20 protein-coding genes and 1 tRNA gene are annotated in these 22,749 nt (G+C 64.9%); 10 read left to right on the forward strand and 11 right to left on the reverse strand.

The genetic code is table 11. The features are described 5' to 3' along the window. The first annotated feature begins 24 nt into the window (after window positions 1-24). Together GTP55_RS15100 and GTP55_RS30065 are read left to right on the forward strand one after the other, a co-directional pair. A complete protein-coding gene (locus tag GTP55_RS15100; protein ID WP_161045719.1) occupies window positions 25-1,962 on the forward strand; it encodes a CocE/NonD family hydrolase in 1,938 nt (645 codons plus the stop codon). A gap of 44 nt (window positions 1,963-2,006) precedes the next feature. After that, entirely contained in the window at window positions 2,007-2,141 is a 135-nt protein-coding gene (locus GTP55_RS30065) for a hypothetical protein (protein ID WP_267876857.1), read from the forward strand. A gap of 7 nt (window positions 2,142-2,148) precedes the next feature. On the opposite strand, the gene GTP55_RS15105 is transcribed toward GTP55_RS30065, so the two are convergent. Beyond that, the gene (locus GTP55_RS15105) at window positions 2,149-4,218 is read right to left on the reverse strand and encodes a response regulator (RefSeq protein WP_443093222.1); all 2,070 of its coding nucleotides are present in this window, start codon (window positions 4,216-4,218) and stop codon (window positions 2,149-2,151) included. Window positions 4,219-4,275: 57 nt separating this feature from the next. Then, window positions 4,276-5,028 (reverse strand): IclR family transcriptional regulator, encoded by a 753-nt coding sequence (locus GTP55_RS15110; RefSeq protein ID WP_161045721.1) that lies wholly within the window; start codon window positions 5,026-5,028, stop codon window positions 4,276-4,278. A 78-nt stretch (window positions 5,029-5,106) separates the two neighbouring features. On the opposite strand from GTP55_RS15110, the gene GTP55_RS15115 reads away from it, so the two are divergent. Continuing rightward, on the forward strand, window positions 5,107-6,336 hold the full coding sequence (locus tag GTP55_RS15115; RefSeq protein ID WP_161045722.1) for a Bcr/CflA family efflux MFS transporter: 1,230 nt from the start codon (window positions 5,107-5,109) through the stop codon (window positions 6,334-6,336). On the opposite strand, the gene GTP55_RS15120 is transcribed toward GTP55_RS15115, so the two are convergent. Beyond that, the gene (locus tag GTP55_RS15120; protein ID WP_161045723.1) at window positions 6,287-7,222 is read right to left on the reverse strand and encodes a LysR family transcriptional regulator; all 936 of its coding nucleotides are present in this window, start codon (window positions 7,220-7,222) and stop codon (window positions 6,287-6,289) included. The two genes, GTP55_RS15115 and GTP55_RS15120, sit on opposite strands and share 50 nt — an antisense overlap. A 201-nt stretch (window positions 7,223-7,423) precedes the next feature. Here GTP55_RS15120 and GTP55_RS15125 point away from each other — a divergent pair, with 201 nt between their 5' ends. From GTP55_RS15125 to GTP55_RS15140, 4 genes are all read left to right on the forward strand, one after another. Continuing rightward, a complete protein-coding gene (locus tag GTP55_RS15125) occupies window positions 7,424-7,930 on the forward strand; it encodes a (2Fe-2S)-binding protein (RefSeq protein ID WP_161045724.1) in 507 nt (168 codons plus the stop codon). Continuing rightward, window positions 7,927-10,125, forward strand: coding sequence for a xanthine dehydrogenase family protein molybdopterin-binding subunit (locus tag GTP55_RS15130; protein ID WP_161045725.1), 2,199 nt, complete (start codon window positions 7,927-7,929; stop codon window positions 10,123-10,125). Before GTP55_RS15125 ends, GTP55_RS15130 begins: the two co-directional genes overlap by 4 nt. Next, window positions 10,122-11,435, forward strand: coding sequence for a c-type cytochrome (locus tag GTP55_RS15135; protein ID WP_161045726.1), 1,314 nt, complete (start codon window positions 10,122-10,124; stop codon window positions 11,433-11,435). The genes GTP55_RS15130 and GTP55_RS15135 overlap by 4 nt, the downstream gene beginning before the upstream one ends. Before the next feature lie 85 nt (window positions 11,436-11,520). Continuing rightward, window positions 11,521-11,793 carry a hypothetical protein gene (locus GTP55_RS15140; protein WP_161045727.1) on the forward strand — a complete coding sequence of 91 codons (273 nt, stop codon included), beginning with the start codon at window positions 11,521-11,523 and terminating at the stop codon, window positions 11,791-11,793. 9 nt (window positions 11,794-11,802) lie between these two features. On the opposite strand, the gene GTP55_RS15145 is transcribed toward GTP55_RS15140, so the two are convergent. Next, window positions 11,803-12,444, reverse strand: a complete 642-nt coding sequence (locus GTP55_RS15145; RefSeq protein WP_161045728.1) for a VTT domain-containing protein — start codon at window positions 12,442-12,444, stop codon at window positions 11,803-11,805. A 134-nt stretch (window positions 12,445-12,578) separates the two neighbouring features. Continuing rightward, window positions 12,579-13,784, reverse strand: coding sequence for a DUF2252 family protein (locus tag GTP55_RS15150; RefSeq protein WP_161045729.1), 1,206 nt, complete (start codon window positions 13,782-13,784; stop codon window positions 12,579-12,581). A gap of 107 nt (window positions 13,785-13,891) precedes the next feature. On the opposite strand from GTP55_RS15150, the gene GTP55_RS15155 reads away from it, so the two are divergent. After that, window positions 13,892-14,554, forward strand: coding sequence for a DUF2459 domain-containing protein (locus GTP55_RS15155; protein WP_161045730.1), 663 nt, complete (start codon window positions 13,892-13,894; stop codon window positions 14,552-14,554). Between the two features lie 11 nt (window positions 14,555-14,565). Here the strand turns inward: GTP55_RS15155 and GTP55_RS15160 are convergent, their stop codons facing one another. The 5 genes from GTP55_RS15160 to GTP55_RS15180 form a co-directional block, all read right to left on the reverse strand. Then, a complete protein-coding gene (locus GTP55_RS15160; protein WP_161045731.1) occupies window positions 14,566-15,585 on the reverse strand; it encodes a formylglycine-generating enzyme family protein in 1,020 nt (339 codons plus the stop codon). Beyond that, window positions 15,585-17,528: an arylsulfatase gene (locus GTP55_RS15165; RefSeq protein WP_161045732.1), complete on the reverse strand. Its 1,944-nt coding sequence runs from the start codon at window positions 17,526-17,528 to the stop codon at window positions 15,585-15,587. The genes GTP55_RS15160 and GTP55_RS15165 overlap by 1 nt, the downstream gene beginning before the upstream one ends. A 70-nt stretch (window positions 17,529-17,598) precedes the next feature. Further along, window positions 17,599-18,930 (reverse strand): MBL fold metallo-hydrolase, encoded by a 1,332-nt coding sequence (locus tag GTP55_RS15170; protein WP_202423721.1) that lies wholly within the window; start codon window positions 18,928-18,930, stop codon window positions 17,599-17,601. Further along, entirely contained in the window at window positions 18,927-19,496 is a 570-nt protein-coding gene (locus GTP55_RS15175) for a DUF2306 domain-containing protein (RefSeq protein ID WP_202423722.1), read from the reverse strand. Before GTP55_RS15175 ends, GTP55_RS15170 begins: the two co-directional genes overlap by 4 nt. 71 nt (window positions 19,497-19,567) lie before the next feature. Further along, window positions 19,568-20,692, reverse strand: a complete 1,125-nt coding sequence (locus GTP55_RS15180) for a zinc-binding alcohol dehydrogenase family protein (protein ID WP_161045733.1) — start codon at window positions 20,690-20,692, stop codon at window positions 19,568-19,570. Between the two features lie 57 nt (window positions 20,693-20,749). Here GTP55_RS15180 and GTP55_RS15185 point away from each other — a divergent pair, with 57 nt between their 5' ends. Beyond that, window positions 20,750-21,694: an AraC family transcriptional regulator gene (locus GTP55_RS15185; RefSeq protein WP_202423723.1), complete on the forward strand. Its 945-nt coding sequence runs from the start codon at window positions 20,750-20,752 to the stop codon at window positions 21,692-21,694. Between the two features lie 102 nt (window positions 21,695-21,796). Here the strand turns inward: GTP55_RS15185 and GTP55_RS15190 are convergent. After that, window positions 21,797-21,889 (reverse strand) — tRNA-Ser (locus GTP55_RS15190). A 257-nt stretch (window positions 21,890-22,146) separates the two neighbouring features. Here GTP55_RS15190 and GTP55_RS29595 point away from each other — a divergent pair. Beyond that, window positions 22,147-22,749 (forward strand): FxDxF family PEP-CTERM protein, encoded by a 603-nt coding sequence (locus GTP55_RS29595; protein ID WP_202423724.1) that lies wholly within the window; start codon window positions 22,147-22,149, stop codon window positions 22,747-22,749.

Genomic DNA, 22,749 nt, shown 5'->3' on the forward strand with positions numbered 1-22,749 from the left:
TGCCATCTCATCCATAAGGATTCCATGAAAGCCCGTCTTACCGCCCTTGCCCTGTCGTTGCTGCTGGGAGGCGTGTGCCACCAGAGCGTGCTCGCCGCCGATGCGCCGAAGTACAGCCTGCGCGAGCATTACACCAAGTATGAATTCAACATTCCCATGCGCGACGGCGTCAAGCTGTTCACCGTGGTCTACGTGCCCAAGGACAGCAGCAAGAGCTACCCCTTCCTGATGCAGCGCACGCCGTACAGCGCCGGCGTGCAGTCGGGCGGCGAACTGCATTACGGTGAAGACTACTACCCCGAACACATCGGCCCGTCGCAGGAGTTCGAGGACAGCGGCTACATCTTCGTCAAGCAGGACGTGCGCGGCCGCTATATGTCGGAAGGCAAGTGGCAGGAGATGACGCCGCACGTCAATCCCAGCCGCGCCAAAGGCCAGGGCAACGAGAGCGAAGACATGCACGACACCGTCGACTGGCTGCTGAAGAACGTCGCCAACAACAACGGCAAGGTCGGCATCCTGGGCATTTCGTATCCGGGCTTCTACACCTCGGCCAGCATCATTGATTCGCACCCGGCCATCAAGGCCGCCTCGCCGCAGGCGCCGGTGACCGACCTGTTCATGAACGACGACTCCTACCACGGCGGCGCCTTCATGCTGGCCGCCAATTTCGACTTTTACTCGGCCTTCGTGGAAGCGGAAAATCCGACGCCGCTGCCAAAGACCTGGGACCGCTTCGACTACGGCACCGCCGACGGCTACGAGTTTTTCCTCAAGCACCTGACGCTGTCCAACATCCTCGGCACGATGACGCCGAAACAGCAAGCGCTGCTGCGTCCTACCATCGACCACAGCAGCTACGATGAATTCTGGAAGTCGCGCAACATCGCTGCTCACCTGAAGAACATCAAGGCCGCCGTGCTGACCGTCGGCGGCTGGTATGACGCCGAAGACCTGCAAGGCCCGCTGACCACCTACGCCAGCATCAAGAAAAACAACCCGGCCACCTACAGCGGATTGGTGATGGGCCCGTGGGTGCACGGCGGCTGGGCACGCGGCGAAGGCAAGCGCCTGGGCTACGTCAATTTCGACAGCAAGACCAGCGAGTACTTCCGCACCAACATCCAGTTCCCGTTCTTCGAGCAGCACCTGAAGGACGCCAAGGGCAAGAGCCTGCCCGAGGTCACGGCCTTTGAAACCGGCAGCAACGTCTGGCGCAACTACGCGGCATGGCCGCCAAAACAGGCCCAGGCCCGTACCCTGTACCTGGGCGACAACGGCACGCTGAGCTGGAAACAGCCGGCCGCCGGCGCCGCCTTCGACGAATACGTGGCCGACCCGCGCAAGCCGGTGCCGTTCACCGCCTACCCGGCCAACGGCGCGCCAAAGGAATACATGGTCGGCGACCAGCGCTTCGCCTCGACCCGTCCGGACGTGCTAACCTACCGCAGCGAGCCGCTGGAGCAGGACGTCACCTTCGCCGGCCCGGTCAAGCCCAAGCTGTTCGTCTCCACCACCGGCACCGACGCCGACTGGGTGGTCAAGCTGATCGACGTCTACCCGCCGGAATACCCGGCCGGCGATGACGGCGACGAGCGCCCGCGCGGCGGCGACACGGCCAAGCCGCAGGTGACCATGGCCGGCTTCCAGCAACTGGTGCGCGGCGACCCGCTGCGTGGTAAATTCCGCAACGGTTTCGACAATACGCAGCCGTTCACGCCGGGCAAGGTGGAAACCGTCAGTTACAGCATGAGCGACATCAACCACACCTTCCGACGTGGTCACCGCATCATGGTGCAGATCCAGAGCTCGTGGTTCCCGCTGGTCGACCTGAACCCGCAAACCTTCGTCGATATTCCGAAAGCCAGGCCGGAGGACTTCCAGAAGGCGACCCAGCGCGTCTACCATGCGCCGGCGATGTATTCGGGCATCGAGGTGCAGGTGCTGCCGGCAAAACCATAAGTCACCGGGCACGGCGGCGCTGGCGGATTTCATTAGGAAGGTTGGTGAAATTCGGCATTGTGCCGCCGTTGACGTACTCGCAACTGGCCGCCGCCAACAAGACCATCGACGGCATCCTGCTGCAGGGCGGCGCCGACAGCTACAAGCCGTATTACGTCACCCGCATCCAGTTCGAGTAAGCACAGCTTACGCCACGCCCTCGCCTTCGGTCAGCGCCCTGACCCGGCGCGCCAGCAGCTCGGCGGGAAATGGCTTGGTGATGATCTGCATACCGCGTTCCAGATGGCCGTGATTCAGCACGGCATGCTCGGCGTAGCCGGTGACGAACAGAACCGGCAGATCCGGCCGCCGCGCGCGGATGGCGTCGGCCAGCTGGCGGCCGTTCATGCCGTTGGGCATGCCGACATCGGTCACCAGCAAATCGATGTCGGTATGGCCGCCGAACAGCGTCAGCGCCGACGGCCCGTCTTCCGCCTCGAGCACGTTATAGCCCAGATGCTGCAGCATCTCGACCGCCACCGTGCGCACCAGCGGCTCATCATCGACCACCAGGATTTTCTTGCGCCAGAACACCGCCGGCGACGCCGCGCCCTCCGGCGGCGTCTCTTCCCACACTTCCTCGCCCACATGACGCGGCAGCAGCAGGCACACCGTGGTGCCCCGGCCCGGCTCTGAAGCGACATGGACCGCGCCGCCGGACTGGCCGGCAAAGCCGTACACCATCGACAAGCCCAGTCCCGTGCCCGAGCCCGCCGGTTTGGTGGTAAAGAACGGATCGAAGGCGCGCGCCAGCACCTCCGGCGTCATGCCGACGCCGGTATCGCTGACGGTCAGTGCCACATACTCGCCGGGCGCCAGCCCGCGCTGTGCGGCGGCGTCCTGGTCCAGCGTCTGGTTGGCGCTGGCGATTCGCAGCTTGCCGCCGGACGGCATGGCGTCGCGGGCGTTGATGCACAGGTTGAGCAAGGCGTTTTCCAGCTGGCTGATGTCGACGAAGCTATTCCACAAGCCGTCCGGCGCCACCGTCTCGAGCGCGATGGCCGGGCCGACGCTGCGCGACAGCAACTCCTGCATGCCGGCGACAATGCGGTTCAGGTTTGACGGCTTGGGATCGAGCGTCTGCCGGCGCGAGAACGCCAGCAGGCGCTGCGTCAGCGACGCCGCCCGCTTGACCGCCGACTGGGCGGCATTGACGTGCCGCTCCAGGTCCGCCACCAGGCCCTGCCCGAGGCGGATCTTCATCAACTCCAGGCTGCCGGAAATGCCGGCCAGGATGTTGTTGAAGTCGTGCGCCAGACCGCCGGTCAGCTGGCCCACCGCGTCCATTTTCTGCGCCTGGCGCAGCGCCGCCTCGGCGTCCAGCAACGCGGCGGTGCGCTGCTCGACGCGCTGCTCCAGCGTGTCATTCAACCCGCGCAGCGCGGCCAGCGCGCGGTCGCGTTCGGCCTCGACCGCGCGCCGGCCCTCGATATCGATCAGCACCCCGGGGAAGGCGCTGACCTTGCCATCGGTGTCCAGTTCGACGCGGCCGTTCGCTTCCAGCCAGTAATAATTGCCGTCGCGCCGACGCGTGCGGTATTGGTGGGCATAGGCGCCGCCGCGCTGCAGCGCGTCATCGATCGCCGCCGCCAGGCCGGCGCGGTCGTCCGGATGCACGGAGGCCAACACCTCGGTGAGCGACAGCCCGCTGCGGCGGGTGCCCGCCTCGAAACCAAAGGCTTCGGCAAAGCCTTCGTCGACGCTGAAGTGGTCGGCCGGCACGTCCCACACCCAGGTGCCGATGATGGCGCCGGCCGCCAGCGCCAGCTGGACCCGTTGCACATTCTCGCGCAGCGCCGCCTCGGTCTTCTTGCGCGCCGTGATGTCGCGGAACAGCACCGCCACCTGCCCCAGCGCCACCGGACCGACCCGCATCGCCGACACTTCGATATGCCGGCCGACGGCCTGGAACTCCTGTTCAAAGCGCGCCGTCTCGCCGGTGCGCAGCACCGTGCCGTACAGGTCGAGCCAGGTGTGGGCATTGTCCGGTTCGATCTCGCGCAGGCGCTTGCCGACGATGCCGCCGATGCCGGTATGCCGTTCGTAGCCGGAGTTGGCCTCGATGTGGAGGTAGTCGCTCAGCGGCCCGTGCGGCCCGTCGATGAACTGGATGATGCAGAAGCCGTCATCAATCGCCTCCAGCAGCGCATGGCGCCGCACGCTGCTGGACGCCAGTTGCTGCTCCAGCTCGGCGCGGCTGAGCGATGCCGGTTCAATGTTCAAAGTAACGCCTTTCGTGATCGGACCATGTGCCGCCGATTATACCGCTGTGCTTCACGACGCCCGGCGCACCATTTGGCCCAGTTGCGCGCGGCAACGTTCGGCGCAGCGCTGCAAGGCCTGCTCCACGCTGTTGCGCTGGCGCTCGAAACGGCCGGTCGGCAGCACCACCGAGATCGCCAGCGCCACGCCCTGGTGCACGCCCAGCGGCAGGCCGATCGCGCTGCGGCCCAGTGCATGCTCCTCCTGGTCGTAGGCGAAAGCGCCGGCGCGGATACCGTCGAGCTGCTGCAACAGGGCCGGCATGGTGGCGACGGTATTCGGCGTCAGCTGCTGCAGCGGCGCATCGGCATACAGCGTTTCCACCTCGTGGCTGGACAGGCAGGCCAGCAAGCCCTTGCCGCTGGCCATGGTGTAGGCCGGATAAATCGCCCCCACCGATGGCACCGCGCGCTCCGCCTGGTCGGACAGGAAGCGGTCCACGAACAGCACCTCGCCGCCGGCCAGCGTCGACAGGTCGATGGTCTCGTGCGTGGCCTCGAACAATTCATACAGCGCCGCCCGCAATTCCTGGGCGATGCCCGAACCCGGCAACTCGCCCAGCCGGCGCAAGCCCCAGCCGGGCCGCACGCCGCCGGCGCCGGCCTGCACCAGATGCTCCATTTCCAGCGCATCAACAATGCGCTGCACCGTCGAGCGCGCCAAGCCGGTGGCCTGGGCCAGCTTGCCCAGGCTCAGCCCGTCCGGCTGCGCGCCGACTGCGCGCAAAATCGCCGCCGCCCGCGCGATCACTTGAATACCTTCCATCTTCGATTTTCCCTAGCTGAGCAAACTGTACCGCATCGTGATACACTACTGTACCGCCTAACGATACACCTCCATCATATGTCACGCTACGCCATCCGGTCCACCTCGCCGCTCTACATCGTCATGCTGGGACTGCTCTCAGCGCTGCCGCCGCTCGCCATCGACATCGGCCTGCCGGCCATTCCAGCGCTCCAGGCCGCCTTCCACATCAGCATCGGCGAAGCCACGCGCACGCTGACCATGTTCCTGCTGGGCTTCTCGGTCGGGCCCATCCTGTTCGGTCCGCTGTCCGACCGCTATGGCCGCAAGCCGGTGCTGCTGTCCGGTCTGGGCCTGTTCTCGCTGGCCGCGTTCGCCTGCGCCTACGCCGACCAGATCGGCACGCTGCTGCTGGTGCGCCTGCTGCAAGGGGTGGCGGCCGGCGCCGCGGCGGCGCTGCCGGCGGCGATCATCCGCGATGTGTTCAGCGGCCATGCCGCCCTCACCCGCCAATCGTATGTCGCGCTGGTCAACGCCGTGGCGCCGCTGCTGGCGCCGCTGCTGGGCGCTGCGCTGCTGCAACTGGGCAGCTGGCGGCTGATCTATCAAAGCCTGGGCGGCATCGGCCTGGTGCTGCTGTTGCTGGCTGCCTGCGGCTACCAGGAAAGCCGGCCGCAGAACGCCGGCGCGCCGCAACGCAATGTGTTCGGCGACGCCGTGCACGCCTACGGCCAGGTGCTGCGCAACCGCCACTACCTGATCCACGCGGCGCTGCTGGCGGCGTCGTTCGGCACCATGTTCGCCTACATCACCGGTTCGTCGGCGGTGTTCATCGATATGCTGGGCGTGTCGAGCGGCGGCTACGGCATGCTGTTTGCGCTGACGGCGGCCGGCACCATCATCGGCGCGGCCGCCGGCGGCCGCCTGGCGCGCGTGTGGAGCCCTGACCGCCTGCTGATCGGCGGCGTGCTCGGCTCCGGCGTCATCAGCCTGCTCCTGCTGCTGGCGTCCACGCTGGGCCTCGGTTCGATTGCGCTGATCGCCGCCTGCGTAGTGCTGAGTAATATCTGCGCCGGCATCGTGATGCCCAACGCCACCCACCAGGCGCTGGCCTCGGTCGGTAATGTGGCCGGCAGCGCGGCGGCGCTGTTGCGCTCGATGCAGATGCTGGCCGGCGCCGCTGCCGGCGCGCTGGTCGGCGTGTTGGCCGGCAACCAGTTGACGGTGATGGCCACTGTGATGACCATCGCCGCGCTGACCGGCGTGGCCCTGCTCTTCGTCAGGCAGACGCGGCCGGGTTCACCGACCAGCCCGGTGGATGCCCGATAAAAGCACGTAGCGCATCCAGCAGTGCCGTCACCCGTGCCGGCGGCTGGCGCAAGGCCCGCAAGGCGTAAATGCCGGTGCAGGCGCGCGCCTGCGCCGACCATTCCGGGAATAACTGCCGCAACTGGCCAGCCTGTATGTCCTGCCCCACCACCCAGTCCGGCAGATAGGCGACGCCCAGGCCCTCCTGCGCCGCCAGCCGCATCGCTTCAAAATCATCGCAGGCGAACACCGGCTGGGCGCTGAAGGCGCGCGCCGGCTGGCCCAGCACATCGGTCCAGCCCAGCAGGTCGGCGCCATGCAGCTTGTCGATCAGGCGGTGACCGCTTAAATCGGCGAAGGCGCCGGGCGTGCCGGCTTGCGCCAGGTAAGCCGGGCTGGCGCACAGGATGCGGGTCTGGGTGGCGATGCGGGTACCGATCAGGGTGCTGTCGGCGATGTCGCCGATGCGGATCACCAGATCCAGCCGCTCGGCCACCGGGTCGGCCAGCCGTTCGGTCAGATCCAGCTCCAGCCGCAGATCGGGATACTGGCGCGCCAGCTGGCCGATCACCGGCAACACATAGCGCTTGCCGAAGGTGGGAAAGCACGCCACCCGCAGGATGCCGGTCACCGCCCCCTTCATTGACGCCAGTTCCTGCTGCGCATCGGCCAGCGCATCGAGGATCTGCCGCGCGCGCACCAGCAGCGCCTCGCCAGCATCGGTCAGCGTCAGCAGCCGGGTCGAGCGCAGGAACAGCGCGGTATCCAGATGCTGCTCCAGCATATCAATCTGCCGTCCAACCGACGACGGCGTGCGGCCACGGCGCCTTCCTGCGCCCGAGAAGCTGCCTTCGCGCGCGACATCGACAAACACCCCGAGGAATTCCGCGAATTTTTCTGACTGCATCTGTATTCCTTTCGTGGCCTCCCCCATGCTAGCAAACCCGGCCGTGCCTGACTACCTGCACAAAGATAGGCGTTCACACGTACTCAGGGATAAGCCGCTTGTGCAAAAGGCGCACAACGGTTTATGGCTAATAGCTAGTTATCACGTCGCCAAAATATTGCTAGCCTAAAAAGAGTTTTCCCACTTTTTCAGGAGCAGTTCATGGCATTTACGATCCAGGTCAACGGCCGCCAGCATGTGGTGGACATCGATGGCGACACCCCGCTGCTGTGGGCCATCCGCGATGTGATCGGCATGACCGGCACCAAGTTCGGCTGCGGCATCGCCCAGTGCGGCGCCTGCACCGTGCACCTCGACGGCGAGCCGGTGCGCTCCTGTGTGCTGCCGATCTCGGCAGTCGGGACGCGGGAAGTCACCACCATCGAGGCGGTCGGCGCCACCGACAGCGGCAAGCGCATCCAGGATGCCTGGCTGGCGGTGGACGTGGTCCAGTGCGGGTATTGCCAGTCCGGCCAGATCATGTCGGCCGCCGCGCTGCTGAAGCGTAATCCATCGCCATCCGATGCCGACATCGACGCCGCCATGTCCGGCAATATTTGCCGATGTGCGACCTACGTGCGCATCCGCGCCGCCATCAAGCAGGCCGCCACCGGCAAGATCGTCGTCACGCAAGCGATTCCGGTCAGCGCCGTGGGAGGCCGGAAATGAGCGCCGATATCCTCTCCGCCAAACGCCGCAGCCTGCTGAAAGCCGGCGGCCTGTCGGTCGCCTTCGCCATCATGGCGACGCCGAAAGCGGCAGTTGCCATGATGAGCGCGCATCGCCAGCCGGGCGACGCCGCCGCTGCTGCCGCCGATGGCGCACCGGCCTTCGCCCCCAACGCCTTCGTCCGCATCGACACCAGCGGCGCGATCCGACTGGTGATGCCGATGGTGGAAATGGGCCAGTCGATCTACACCGGCTCCAGCATGCTGCTGGCGGAAGAACTCGATGTAGGGCTGGACCAGATCCAGATCGAACATGCGCCGCCCAACGAGGAGCTGTATGCCATGAAGCTGCTCAAGGGCCAGATCACCGGCGGCTCCACCAGCACCCGCAGCACCTTTACCGAATTACGCCTGGCCGGCGCGGTGGCGCGCGCGTTGCTGGTGAGCGCGGCCGCCAGCAAATGGAAAGTAGCGCCGGACACCTGCGTAGTCGAGCGCGGCGTGATCTATCACCGCCCGTCCGGCCGCAGCCTAAGCTACGCGCAGGTGGCGGCAGCGGCCGGCAAGTTACCCGATCCGGGCGACGTCAAACTCAAGCAGCCCAGCGAATTCCGCCTGATCGGCAAACCGATGGCGCGCCTCGACTCACCCGACAAAGTGCTGGGGCTGACCAAATTCGGCATCGACGTCAGCGTGCCCGCCATGCGCATCGCCACCGTCATGGCCTGTCCGACGCGCGGCGGCACGCTGGTGCGCTTCGACGACCGCAAGACGCGCGCCGTGCACGGCGTGATCGACGTGCTGCGCATCGACAACGCCGTGGCCGTGGTGGCGCAGCATTTCTGGGCCGCCAAGCGCGGCATGGAATTGCTGGACATCACCTGGAATCACGGCCCCAACGCCAACCTCAACACCAAGCAACTGCGCGACGGCTTGGCCGACAGCCAGGCCAACGGTAAGGCTGTCGTCGCACGCGAAGTCGGCAGCAGGCCGCAAGGCGACCTGGTGCAGGCCACCTACAAGATGCCGATGCTGGCGCACGCGACCATGGAGCCGCTCAACGCCACCGTCCATGTCACGCCGGAGCGCTGCGAGATCTGGGCTGGCACCCAGGTACCGACGCGCGCGGTGGCCAGCGCCGCCAAGCTGACCGGACTGCCGGTCGATAAAGTGATCCTGCATCCGCAATACTTGGGCGGCGGTTTCGGCCGCCGGCTGGAAACCGACTATATCGAACAGGCGGTTGCCTTCGCCAAGCTGGCGCCTTACCCGCTGAAAATCATCTGGACGCGCGAGGAAGACATCCGCCACGACATCGTGCGGCCGATGTACCACGACGTGATTTCCGCCGTGGTGGACGCACAGGGCAAGCCGATCTGGTTCGGCGACCGCATCTGCAGCGGCACCGTGCTGGGCCGCTGGGCCCCGGCTGCGATGCGCAAGGACGGGCTCGATCGCGACGCTGTGGAAAGTGCGGCCGACCTGCCGTATGCGGTGCCCAACCTCAAGGTCGAATGGGTGCGCCACGACATGCCGCCGGGCCTGGTGGTAGGCTGGTGGCGCGGCGTCGGCGCGCTGCACAACCTGTTCGTGGTCGAGAGCTTCTTCGACGAACTGGCGCACCGCGCCAAGGCCGATCCGGTGGCCTGGCGCAAGGCGCTGCTGCGCAACAATCCACGCAGCACGGCGGTGCTGGAACTGGCCGCCGCCAAGATGGGCTGGGGCAGTCCGCTGCCGCCGCGCGTCGGGCGTGGCGTGGCGCTGGGCGAACCGTTCGGCAGCAAGGTGTGCGCCATGGTGGAGGTGGAGGTCAGCGCGCAGGGCGACGTCCGACTGCGGCGCGCCGTGGTGGCGGTCGACTGCGGCGTGCCGGTCAACACCGGCTCGATCGAGGCGCAAGTCCAGGGCGGCCTGCTGTTTGGCCTCAGCGCGGCGCTGTACAACGAAGTCACCATCGAACATGGCGCCGTCCAACAAAGCAACTTCAATGATTACCGCATGATACGCATGAACGAAACGCCCAACGTCGAAGTCCACATCGTCCCCAGCAGCGAAGCGCCCGGCGGCATCGGCGAAGTCGGCACCGCGATTGCCGCGCCGGCGCTGGCCAACGCCATCTTCGCCGCCACCGGCGTGCGCTTGCGGGAGTTGCCGATCCGGCGCGACCAGCTGGCACAGAAAGGCGGTGCAGCATGAAGTTCACCATACACCGCCGTCTGCTTCTGATTACGGCCTGCGTGGCTGCCATCGGCGTCGCCGCCTACATCGGGCTAACCCGCCCCGATCCATCGCCCGGCACCGCGCCGATGCTGCACGGCGCGCCGGTGAACGCGCCGCAGATTGCGCGCGGCGCCTACCTGGCGCGCGCGGCCGACTGCGTGGCTTGCCATACCGTTGCCGGCGGCAAGCCATTTGCCGGCGGGCTGCCGTTCAAGCTGCCGTTTGGCACGCTGTACTCGTCCAACATCACGGCCGACAAGAAAACCGGCATCGGCAACTGGAGTGACGACGACTTCGTGCGCGCGCTGCATGAGGGCGTGCGCCACGACGGCCAGCGCCTGTATCCAGCCTTCCCGTACACCTCGTACTCGCTGCTGAGCCGCGACGACGTGCTGGCCATCAAGGCCTATCTGTTCAGCCTGCCCGCAGTGGAACAGCCGACGCCGGAGCCGGGGCTGTCGTTCCCGTTCAACCAGCGCTGGGCGATGGGCTTCTGGAACGCCGCCTTCTTCCGCAGCGAGCGCTTCAAGCCGTCCACCGACAAATCGGCCGAATGGAATCGCGGCGCTTACATGGCGATCGGGCTGGCCCACTGCGCCGAATGCCACACGCCGCGCAACATCGGCTTCGCGCTGGAGCACCGCAACGAACTGGCCGGCGCCATCATCAACGGCTGGCAGGCGCCGAACATCACCTCCGACCCGGAACACGGCATCGGCAACTGGACTGACGCCGACCTGTACCAGTACCTGCGCTTCGGCCACGCCGCCGGCCACGGTCCCGCATCCGGGCCGATGGGCGAAGCGGTCGACAACAGCCTGCAATACCTGGACCCGCAGGACACCAGGGACTTGATCACCTACCTGCGCAGCATTCCGGCGCGCACGGGCGACAACCCGGTCAAGGTCAATCCCAAGCCGGATACTGTGGCCAGTTCGACCGCGTACACGCCGGCCGCCCACACGCCGGCCGACTTGCAGAACGGACTGCGCCTGTTCGAGGGAAGCTGCGCCAGCTGTCACCAGTGGAACGGCCAGGGACCGCAAACGCCGTACGCGTCTTTGCTCGGCGCGCGCTCGGTGAACGACCCGACCGGCCGCAACGTCACGCAAATGATTCTGCACGGCGGCAAAATGCGCATCGGCACGGAAGACGTGTTCATGCCCGAGTTCAGCACCTTAACCGATGCGGAAATCGCGCAGCTGAGCAACTACGTGCTGTTCCAGTTCGGCGGCAAGCAAGGCAAGGTGACGGCCGAGACGGTGGCGGCGCAGCGCAAGGAGTAAGCGGCACACGCCCAACGAGCGCTAGCGAACATCCGCTGGCGCTCGTTGGGCGTACCATGGCGGTATTCCTGTTATCGGTGTCATCATGACGCGAAAAGACTTCTGCCTCGTTGCCCACATCCTGCCGGTACGCCAGCGTACTTTCCACGCGCCGGCATCTCCACCGCCGCAGGCGACTGCGTTGCGGGTAGTGAACCGGCAAGACGACCGCGCAGCCGCCATCATCGATGAAGGCGTCCGTTACCTGCTATTTCGAGGCAGCAATGCGGCCGTTGATTTTCTGTGCGAACAGGGGATCTCGCTGCGGATCATCGGGCGGGTCTTGTTCCGCCCCCACCTTCGCCGAGCTCGCGGCTAGCGGCTAGCGTTACGCCACACGGCGCGAGCGCAGCCAGCCTACCACCGCCGGCATGATCGACAGCACCACAATACCCAGCACCACTGCCGTCAGGTTACGGCTGATCCACGGGATATTGCCGAACAGGTAGCCGGCCGCCAGCAGACTGCCAACCCACAGGAACCCGCCGGTGACGTTATAGGTGAAAAATACCTTGCGCGGCATCGAACCCAGCGCGGCCACGAACGGCGCCAGCGTGCGGACGATCGGCACGAAGCGCGCCAGGATGATCGTCTTGCCGCCGTGCGTGGTGAAGAACTGCTGTGTGTGCTGGATGTGCTCGGCCTTGACGAACGGTATCTTGCTGGTGTCCAAGGCCCGCCGCTTGAACCACGCGCCGATGCTGAAGTTGAGCGCATCGCCGGTCACGGCGGCGACGAACAGCAGCACGCACAGCGTCAGCGGATCGAGCAATCCCTTGGCTGCCAGCGCGCCGGCGATGAACAGCAGCGAATCGCCCGGCAGGAACGGCATGACGATCACGCCGGTTTCAATAAAGATCACCAGGAACAGAATCAGATAGACCCAGTCGCCATGCGCATCGATCAGCTCCAGCAAATGCGCATCCAGGTGGATGAACCATGCACTCAGGGTAAGCAGCAACTCTTCCATCACGATCTTCCTTAATCAAGTTTCATCAATTGTAATGGAAAATATATTAATGGAGGGTTAACGTATCTGTGCAACGAGAAGGCAAAAGCGTCAGCGGAATGAGGAAATTATTTTATTGACGGCGCAGCGCGCGGCTAGTCGGTCATCGCGTATTTGCGGCAATGTTCAAGGTAGCCCGCTTCGTGGCTGGCGACCAGCTGGACAACGCTGTGCCATAACCAGTGCGGCGCGCCCGTCGATTTGGCCGACTGGCCCATCAGCTCGGTGAGCCAGGCATGGCGCGTGCCCGCATCCATTTGCCGGGCATGCGCGCTGCCGACCACATACGCCAGATAGCTGGCAGTCAGCACCGCATCCTCGATACCCAGCTGCTCGATCTCCAGCTTCAGGTCTTGCGGCAGCAGTTCGCGGACAAACACGCCGCGCTCCATGAATCGCCGCGCCACCATGCGCTCGCCCAAAGCCGGGGTCAGATTGCAGGCGCCTTCCAGCACGCGTTTGGCGTTATCGCGCGGCATGCTGACGCGGCGATAACGCGGGCTGGTCGCCGCCACCGCTTCCTTGATATCAATCAGACGCCGTGCCCCGCCGAAATCGACCAGCACCGCGTAACGCAGCAGACCCAGCGAGCTGCAGCCTTTGACCCAATAGGCGGCGTCGACCACCACGGGACGGCGCGTTATCTGGCCGGCTTCACTGCCCGTCACGCGCGAAAGGATGGCCGGATCGGCAAACATCTCTTCGATCGCAGACCGTTCGGCAGAACTGATCGGCCAGAAGTTTTTGCCCAAAGGGATGGCTTGCCGGCTGTCGATGGCGCGCTCGCGCGCCAAGATCTTCCATGAACGCTGCTGCGCCTGGCGCAAAGCCGTCTTGACCACCTGCGGCTTGACGAAAATCTCCTCGTGGCCCGGAAAAAACGCCCGCTGGTAGCCCAGCAGCATGTGCTGCAGCATGTGCGCGGTGACGATGCCAGGCAGCGACGATCCGCGCGCGGCGCTGGCCAGCGACAAGCCGAGACGGATCAGATCGTGCGTGGGATTGCCGATCGTCGCCTGGTCAAAGTCGCGCAGGCGCAGCTGGACTTTCCGCTGCGCGTCGGCCACCGGCCCCAGATTGCCGACATGGCAGTCGCCGCAGATCCAGATCGCCGGGCCACGCGGCAGGCGCTGCCCCGGCAATGAGTGCAGCCAGTCGTAGTACTGCGCGGTGTTGCCGCGCACGTAGGCATGCGGCGACCTCGCCATCTTCATGTCGCGGCGCTTGATCAAGGTGGCGCGGCGGTTATCCGGCGGCGGCAGGGATGAAATGTTGGCAGTGCGCGTCGTGACTTTTTCCATGGCTTGAGTGTGCCTGAAAGTGCATACCAGCAGCGTGCGCTTACTGACGCCCGCAGAAAAAAACTGCCCTGCGGTAAAATTGCCGACTTTTACGCCAGTATCCGCCCATGAGATTGATCGCCCTGCTCGCTCCGCTTCTGCTGCTGGCCGCCTGCGCCGGCACGCCAAGTCGCGCCGACCTGCCGAAGGAAGCCGCGCCCCACACCATCCACGTGGTGCAGTACGGCTGGCATACAGCCCTGCTGTTTGACGGCAAAGACATTCTCGCCCGAAGCACCAAGCTGGCGCAGGATTTCAAGGACCACAAATACATGCTGATCGGCTGGGGCGATGGTGGGTATTTTGTCGACGAAGATCCCGGCGTGTCGCAGGCGGTCAAGGCGCTGGTGGCGTCCGACTACCCCGCCTTGCAGGCCGGCGGGCGCGCAACCAATCCGCCGCTGGGCGTGGCGCCGGGCGACAGCATTCCGCTGGCGATCACCGAGCGGGGCTACAACCAGCTGGTCGCCTACATCGACCGCAGCATCGCCACCGGCGCGGATGGCAAGCCCGTCTACCTCGGCAAGCGGCTGGCCAACCTCAATCTGTTTTACAAAGGCACCGGCAACTATAGCCTGCTCAACAACTGCAACTCGTGGGTGGTGGGCGCGCTGCGCGCGGCGGAACTGCCTGTCTCCGGCTTCAACCTGACCGCGCGCAGCGTTTTCGATCAAGCCCGGCGCATCTCCGAACTGCAACAGGCAGATCGCTCCGGCGCCCGGCCGGAATAAACGGATGCGCGTCACTCCCGGCGCACCGTCCGGAAACCGATGTGGGCCGCCGCCAGATTGCGTTCCTGCGACTCGCGCGCCGAAGCCCGGTAGCGCACGCAGTAGTCCGGCGCGCACAGGAACGAGCCGCCCTTGATCACCATCGCAGCATCGGACGCGTGCGCCGCTCCGGCAGCGACAGCAGTGTCGCCGTTGGCATGCGGCTGGCGCGGTCCGGTGTAGGGATCGGCTGTCCACTCCCAGGCATTGCCGATCATGTCGTACAAGCCAAAAGCGTTGGCGGCGTAGCAGCCGACCGGCGCCAGGCCGGCATGACCGTCTGCGCCGGCGTCCAGCAGCGGAAACGAGCCTTGCCAATAGTTGGCGATAGGTTTGCCTTGCGCGTCGGTCGGCGCGGTGTCGAGCTGGTCGTCACTGCGGCCGGCTTTGCCCGCGTACTCCCATTCGGCCTCGGTGGGCAGATCCCGGCCCAGCCAGCGCGCGTAGGCCAGCGCATCGGCCTGGGTAACCAGCGTTACTGGCAGATGGCCGCCGGCCGGCTGCGCGCCGCGCCATTGCGCGCCTTTCTGCAACGTCCACCAGGCGTACGGACGCTGCGTGAGCTCCTCGGCGGTTGGCGTATGGAACACCACGCCGGCGTCCTGCTTTTCGGCGTCCGTCACATAACCCGTGGCCGCCACAAACGCGGCAAACTGGGCTTGCGTGACTTCGGTGCGGTCGATCCAGAAACTCTTGACGCGCACCAGGCCGGGCTGCGCCGGCCGCTCGTCGGCATAGCCGCGCTCGCTACCGAAGACGAACCTGCCGGCGGCGATGCGCACCATGCCGGCGTGCGCATCCTTGCCCCAGCCAACCGGCAAGCCGCTGTAGGCGGCGCAGGACTGCTCGTTGCCCAGTGCCGGGGCCGGTGGCGTGCCGGTCAGCGCCGTGCTGACGCTTGGCAGCAGCAGCCATCCCAGCACAGCCAGCAGCACCGCCACGCCTGCGCCTGCGCCTAGCGTCAGGCGCAGGCCACGAGGTACCAGAGACATCAGTAGTAGCCTTGCGGTTTCAGCGGTTCGACGCCGCCGACGCGGGTCATGAATTGCTGCCATTGCAGCACCATGCCGCTGGTCACTGTGGGATTTTGCGCCGACACGTCGCTGGTCTCGCCGCGGTCATGCGTCAAATCGTACAGCTCCCAATGACCATCGAGCGCGCCGACAGGCGGCTCATTCCACAACGCCTTCCACTTGCCGTCGCCGCTGATCAGGAAAGCGCGACCGTAAGACTCGTGCCCCAGCGGATCACTGCGTACCGCCTGCGCGCTGCCTTCCAGCAGCGGCAGCAAGGACTTGCCGGTGACCGGATAGACATTGCGGCCGCTGTAGACCACCTTGCCCAGGTTGTGGTCTACGCCAGCGGCGTCGACAGCTTTAGGCGCGGCCTCGCTCGGCAAGGGGATGCCGGCCAGCGCCAGGAAAGTGGCGGTGTTGTCGGTCACGTGCGTCAACGCGCTCAGGTCAGGCAGGCGCGCGGTTTGCCCCGGCAGCTTCACAATCAATGGCGTCGAGACGCTGCCTTCGCCGGCGTAGCCCTTGGTCAGACGGAACGGCGTGGCGCTGACCTCGGCCCAGCGCAAGCCATATTGCAGCCGCTTGGCCGCTTGCGCGCCATTGTCGGTGCCCAGCGCGGAATAGACCGGCTCGGTGGCGTTGGCTTCATCGGTTGCCTTCGGATCAGCGCCGCTGTCGATCGGCCAACCTTCGGCGCCATTATCCGACTGGAACATGACGTAGGTGTTGTCGTATTCGCCGATATCCTTCAGATGCTGGATCAGCAGGCCGATGTTGTGGTCGAGATTGTCGACCATGCCGGCGTAGATTTCCATATAGCGCGCCTGGGCTTTTTTCTCCAGCGGCGTCAGGCTGCCCCACTTCTTGTTCACTTTACCTGCGCCGTATTCCGTGTAGCCCTGCGCCACGCCATTGTTGGCGTTGATGTATTTGGCGCCGGCCTTGCCGTAGCCCGAGGTGGCGGGCGTGGCAGCCAGGGTTTCCGGCGCGCCCTCGTACGGCTTGAAGTCGGCCGGCACCAGACCCAGCTGCTTTTGGCGGGCGATGCGGGCATTACGCACGGCGTCGTAACCGGCATCGTATTTGCCCTTGTACTTGGACAACCACGGTTCCGACACCTGCAGCGGCCAGTGCGGCGAGGTGTAGGCAGCGTAAGCGAAGAACGGCTTGCCGTCTGCCTTATGCTGGTCGATATAGGAAATCAGGCGCTTGGTATAGAAATCGGTGGAGTAGAACGGTTCAGCCCCCGTGCCGCCTGGTTGGCCCGGCTGGCCCGGCTGCACAAACTTGCCGTCCTCCGTGTAATTGCTGGAGCCTTCTTTTTCGTGCGCATAGTGATTGCTGGCGGCGCCGGCCAGCAGCGCGTAGCTGTGCTCGAAGCCCCACTGGTCGGGCGTCTTGCCGGCGGTGGTCACGGCGCCGCCGGCGATGGCGGAACCCAGGTGCCACTTGCCGGCCATATAGGTATGGTAGCCGCCGTCGCGCAGCAGCTGGGCGAACGACAGCGCACTCTCGTTCAGAAATCCTTCGTAGCCGGGCAAGCCTTTGCGCTCGTCGTTCGGCGCGCCCATATTGCCTTCGCCGACCAGATGGTGGTCGGTGCCGGAGACCAGCATGGCGCGCGTGATGGCGCACACGGTACCGGTGTGGTGATTGGTCAGCAAACGCCCCTGCTTTACGAGCGCGTCCAGATTGGGCGTCTCGATCTCGCCACCGAAGGCGCCGATGTCCGAGTAGCCGAGGTCATCGGCCATGATGTACAGGATGTTGGGCTTTTTCTTGACGACCGGGGCTGGTGCGGCTGCGGTCTGCGGCGGCAAAGCGGAATCACCGCAGCCGGCCAGGATCAGGGCACTGGTGATGGCGAGGCCCAGCATCCCGTGTTGCACGGTGCGCTGTATGCGTGGAGCGAGTGTCATGGATTTCCTTGCAGTCGAATTGTGCAAAGAATAATTGCTGAGCGCGAGATAACAAACGAAGCATTTCGCGTTACCTCATGCGCGTAACGGATATATAACTGGTCGCCCCTATCGCTCCAACATCGTGTGAGGCCGCCGGCCACGGCGCACTGGCATCACGGCAAGTTATGGGCGCAAATCGATCCGCCGGATCGCCGTCGATCGTAGCGATGATCGGCCTTTCTTCCGATGACATCCAGCGCAATGTCGGCCACCAACGCTGCGCGTCTTCAGGCCTTGGCGCAGTGGGTTCGACGGATTGGCCGGGCCGTGGCGTGATCACCGCCAGGCTGGTGCAGCGCGCTGCGGCCAATACGCGCTCAACCGGTTCGGTCCACCCATGCGGCGCCAATTTGAATAAACCCCAATGTACCGGCAGCAGCCTACGCGCCTTGACTTGCTTCGCAGCCAGCACCGCCTGTTCTGGGCCGAGGTGCGCATCAGGCCAGGCGTCGCTGTATTGACCGGCCTCGATCAGCGCCAGATCGAAAGGGCCATAGCGCCTTCCGATTTCTGTCATCGCGTTTTGCAACCCGGTGTCGCCGGAAAAGTAGACCCGGTGCTGCGGCCCGCGCAATGCGTAGCCGCCCCACAACGTGTGGTCGCTGCGCGGATTAAGACGCCCCGACGAATGCCGCGCAGGGACGAGCGACACCTCGAGCGCGCCGACCCGGGTCGATTGCCACCAGCCGAGTTCCACGATGCGCGCTGGCGCAATGCCCCAGCGCTCCAATCGCGCTCCGACGCCCAGCGGCACGATGAACAGATTGGACCAATGCCGCATCGCCACAATGGTGGCCTCGTCCAGGTGGTCATAATGGTCATGCGAGATAAGGACCGCGTCGATGCGTGGGAACTGCGACAGTGCGATCGTTGGGGCGTACCAGCGACGCGGGCCAAGCCAGCCGACAGGCGATGCGCGCTCACTCCAGATCGGGTCAGTGAGGATGCGGACGCCATCAATCTCCAGCAAGGTGGAAGAGTGACCGAACCAGGTGACGCGTAAGCCGCTGTCGGGCGACCTTGCCAGCAAGGCTGGATCCGTCAACGCGACGGCAACTGGTAAAACAGGCACGTCTTCCGGCGCGCCGGATAGCGCTTGCAGCAGCGCCTTGGGAAGATCGGTGTGACTGGGCTCGGCATTGCGGAAGCGGCCGTCGCGCCACTCGGGAGAACCTTCGATCACCGCTGTCCGGTCATCGCTGAATCTCGTCTCCCATGCCTGGCAGCCCGACAGCATCGACGACCACACAAGCGCCCCAATGACGAAAATCGACGACTTTCCCCATCCTATGACAACCAACAGCGGAGATTGCTTCATGAGGCATTGCAGGTACGGGCCGATGAGGTATGGTTTGCTCATTTTTCTGCGTACCCGCGGCGGCCAAGGTACCATTCGGCAAACAGGATATTCGGCACCCAGCATAGCCACGCAACCACTTGATAGACAGCCAGGAAGTCAAGCGACAGCAGGCCCGAGAGTGGCAGGTACAGCCGCAAAGTCACAGCCGCCAGCGTCAGTGCAAAGGAGCGGATCATCCATTGACGGTGAGCAGTTACGCGGTTTTTTCGTATCTGATGCACCGCGATACCGGTGGTCATCAGCCACGCGCTGCCGAGGGCGCCGAAACCGGCGCCGGCGATTGCTCCCGCCGACGTGCCTGCCGCCAGCACCAGCCCCGACACGCCGCCGACCAAGCAACCGAGCACATACAAACGGCCGCCGACACGATGCAAGCCAGGCCAGCGTGCACGTATCGCTGGCAGAAACTGCGTAGCGCCCAGCAGCAACGCCAACGCCGCACCTGCCGCATGCACCTTGATCCAGGGATTGAAGTAGCGGTTCAAAGCGGTCACTTCGGGAACCGGCCCTTTGCCAGGCAGGTAGCGCAAGGAGACGAGCGCGATAATGGTGCTGATCAGCGCCATGCCGCTCCAGGCGATCCAGCGCCATGCCGGCATCCTCTGCGTGCTGCCGGCTGCCACCGCAGTCGGCGCTGTCACAGCGTCACCACCAGCTTGCGTGCCGACACACCTCGGCGTTGCCGCGCCATGGCTTCCGGAATATATTGCAGGCCGTGTCCAACGACCTCGGACGGTGGCATGGCCGCATAGGCTTTTCGGGACAGTGCCTCCGGCAAGAAGACGCCATAAATCATCATCCCCACTTCGTTGTCCATCAGCGCGCCGCCCCAGATCATCTTTGTCTTGAGCCCGGTGCGCTTCGCCATCAGGCGCAACGAGATACCGCCGGCCACCATCCTGGCAAGCGCCGGCAACAGTTTGCGCCAGCGGCCCTGCGCGGCTGGCACATCATCCAACGACGCCGGCGCGCTCACTTGCGCGACAAAGCGTCTGCCTTCGCACCGTGCAAGAATGCGCATGCACGCAGCGGCTGCGCCCTTTCCGATCGTCATGGCACCGACGACTTGACGCCCGCGCATGGCGTCAACAATCTCGGCCTGCACTGACGGCCGGCGGTAGTCAAACACGTAAGTCGCACCGAGCTGGCGGACATAATCGAAGTTACCGGGCGAGCAGGTCGTCGCAACGTCGTAGCCGGCGGCGCGCGCCAGTTGAATCGCGTTGCTGCCGACGCTGGAGGCGCCGCCCCATACCAGCAAGACCTCGCCCGTCGGGATGGGCTCCACCCGTGGCGGTGCGAGTGCGAGAAAGTCTTTCTGAAACAGGCCGCACGCCGCCGTGGAGAGACCTAACGGCAAAACCGCCGCATTTTCAAATGGCAGGTCCGACGGAATCGGCGAGGCCATGTGCGCCTGCAGCAGCACGATCTCCTGGAATCCGCCCTCCGCCGCATTGTTACGGCTTCGTTCGATCCCGCCAGCATGCCCAAGCACGCGGTCGCCAACGCGAAAGCGGGTCACGCCCGGCCCCAAGGCCAGCACCTCGCCGGCCACATCCGATCCGAGCACAGCGGGGTAGGCAAGGTAGGCCGTGATGACATCGCCAACCGCCTGCACGTACCGGTCGAACGGGTTGACGGCGAGCGCGCGCACGCTCACCGCAATCTCGCCCGCCCCCGGACTGACGTCCGGGACCGGCGCGATGGTCAGCTTTGCCCGCTTGTCCGGGAGCAGAAGTGCTAAATGGGTCTGTGTGGTCATAATCATTTCATCATTGAAGGTTAGCGGTTACTATAAGTGCGAACTTTCGGACCATCCATGCGCGATGGTCGCAATATTTATCGCTATCGTCCAAATCTGATGGATCCACTCTCTGACATTCTGAGGCTCATGAGACCCTGCGGTTATGGCTTCCGCGGTCTGGACGCCGGCGGCGACTGGGCGCTCGCATTTACTGCGGCCGAAGGCGTGCTTTGTTTCGCGATCGAGACCGGCGGCTGCTGGCTCCGGCTCGTTGATGCCGTGGCGCCTACTCGACTGGAAGCGGGCGACGTCGTGTTATTGACCGGCGGTGGCGCGGTTCAGCTGTATTCCGGTGCGACGGCAGAATTGCGCGATGCCGCCGAGTTTCTGTCGCGCGTGCCGCCCGGCGAAGTGGCCACGCTCAATGGCGGTGGCGACTGCAGAGGAATCGGCGGCTTTTTCAGCCTGGAAGGAATGGACGGCAGAGGCCTGCTCGCCGCAGTTCCGTCAGTCGTTCACGTCCGCTCCGATACCAGCAAGACAGCGCTGTACGTCGGCGTGCAGCGCCTGATGAGCGAACTGCGGGATCCGCGCCCGGGTAGCGAGTTGATTGCCAGTCATCTCGCCCAGGCACTGCTGGTTGAGGCATTGCGCGCGCACCTGGAGCATGCGACCGCCAGTCAGAGCTGGCTTGCAGCGCTTTCCGTGCCAACCTTGCGCCGCGCGCTGACGGCCATGCACGCTGACGTCGCCCGACGCTGGACCTTGCAGGATCTGGCCGCTGTCGCCGGCATGTCGCGATCAAGTTTCGCCGCGCGCTTCGAGCAGGTCACGGGGGAAACGCCGATTGCCTATCTGACCCGCTGGCGCATGTTCCTGGCTGCGGACCGACTTGCCACGTCTGGACGGTCGCTGGCCGATGTTGCAGCGTCGGTCGGCTATGACTCTGAAAGCGCCTTTGGCGCGGCATTTAAGCGCGTGATGAATTCCTCGCCACGCCAATACCGCACGAGATCATAGCCGCGAGTGCCCGGGGGATACACCGCCCCGCCACCGAATGCGCTCAAGATTGTATAAAAAGTCGGATAAGAAAAAACCCGCCGAAGCGGGTTTTAGGTGTTCTGGCGGAGACGGTGGGATTCGAACCCACGATACAGGTATAAGCCGTATGCATCCTTAGCAGGGATGTGCCTTCGGCCACTCGGCCACGTCTCCTAGTCGATTGCTCAACTATGTCCACTTTTCATGCTGCACGAGCGAACGCGAGCCATGATATAGATCGCTAGCCGCTTGGTCAAGGGCAAGCCGCCAAATTCGCCCAGCCCCTCTCCCCACGCGTCGCAATGTTACATGAAAGATACCGGTCGATACTGGCCGGCTCGGCTACCGAAGGCCATAGTTCGTTAGCGGCATGACAACATCTTACCGCCGCAATCTTATTTGGTACTTACAACATTCCAAGGGGTTTAATAATGAATATCGTAAAAAAAACTGCACTGGGCCTGTCGCTCGCCATCGCGCTGACCGCCTCTGCCCAGGCGCAGGTTACGCAAACGCTGTCCCAATCCGGCACCGATCAATATGCCTGGATCAATCCTGGCAGGATTGACTTCGGCGGCGTGACGCTGGCGGCCGGTACCAACACCATTTACGCGCTGACCAGCTCATCGACGCTGGTGGACCAGGGCTGGGGCTACACCGATCCGAACAATGGCGTGTTCATCGGCCTGTTCCAGGGCGCCACCCAGGTCTTCGGCTTCCTGGCTGCCGGCTCGTCCCACGAACTGGCCACCCGCAACTTCGATATCGCAGACAACAACGTCTTGCTGGGCCAACTCAACACGGCGCTGCGCGGCGTCAGTGGCACCGATCCGCTCAGCATCCGCATGTACACCGACGCTTGGGGCTATCCGGGCTGGGAACTGCATACCAGCAACAATTCGTTTAGCCTCACCTCCGGCGTCAGCGCCGTCCCTGAACCGGAAACCTACGCCATGCTGCTCGCCGGCCTGGCACTGAGCGGCGCCATCGCGCGCCGTCGCAAAACGGCGGCCACCGAAGACGGCGTGAAATAA

Origin of the sequence: Duganella margarita (assembly GCF_009857535.1) — a bacterium.
GTDB lineage: Bacteria > Pseudomonadota > Gammaproteobacteria > Burkholderiales > Burkholderiaceae_D > Rugamonas > Rugamonas margarita.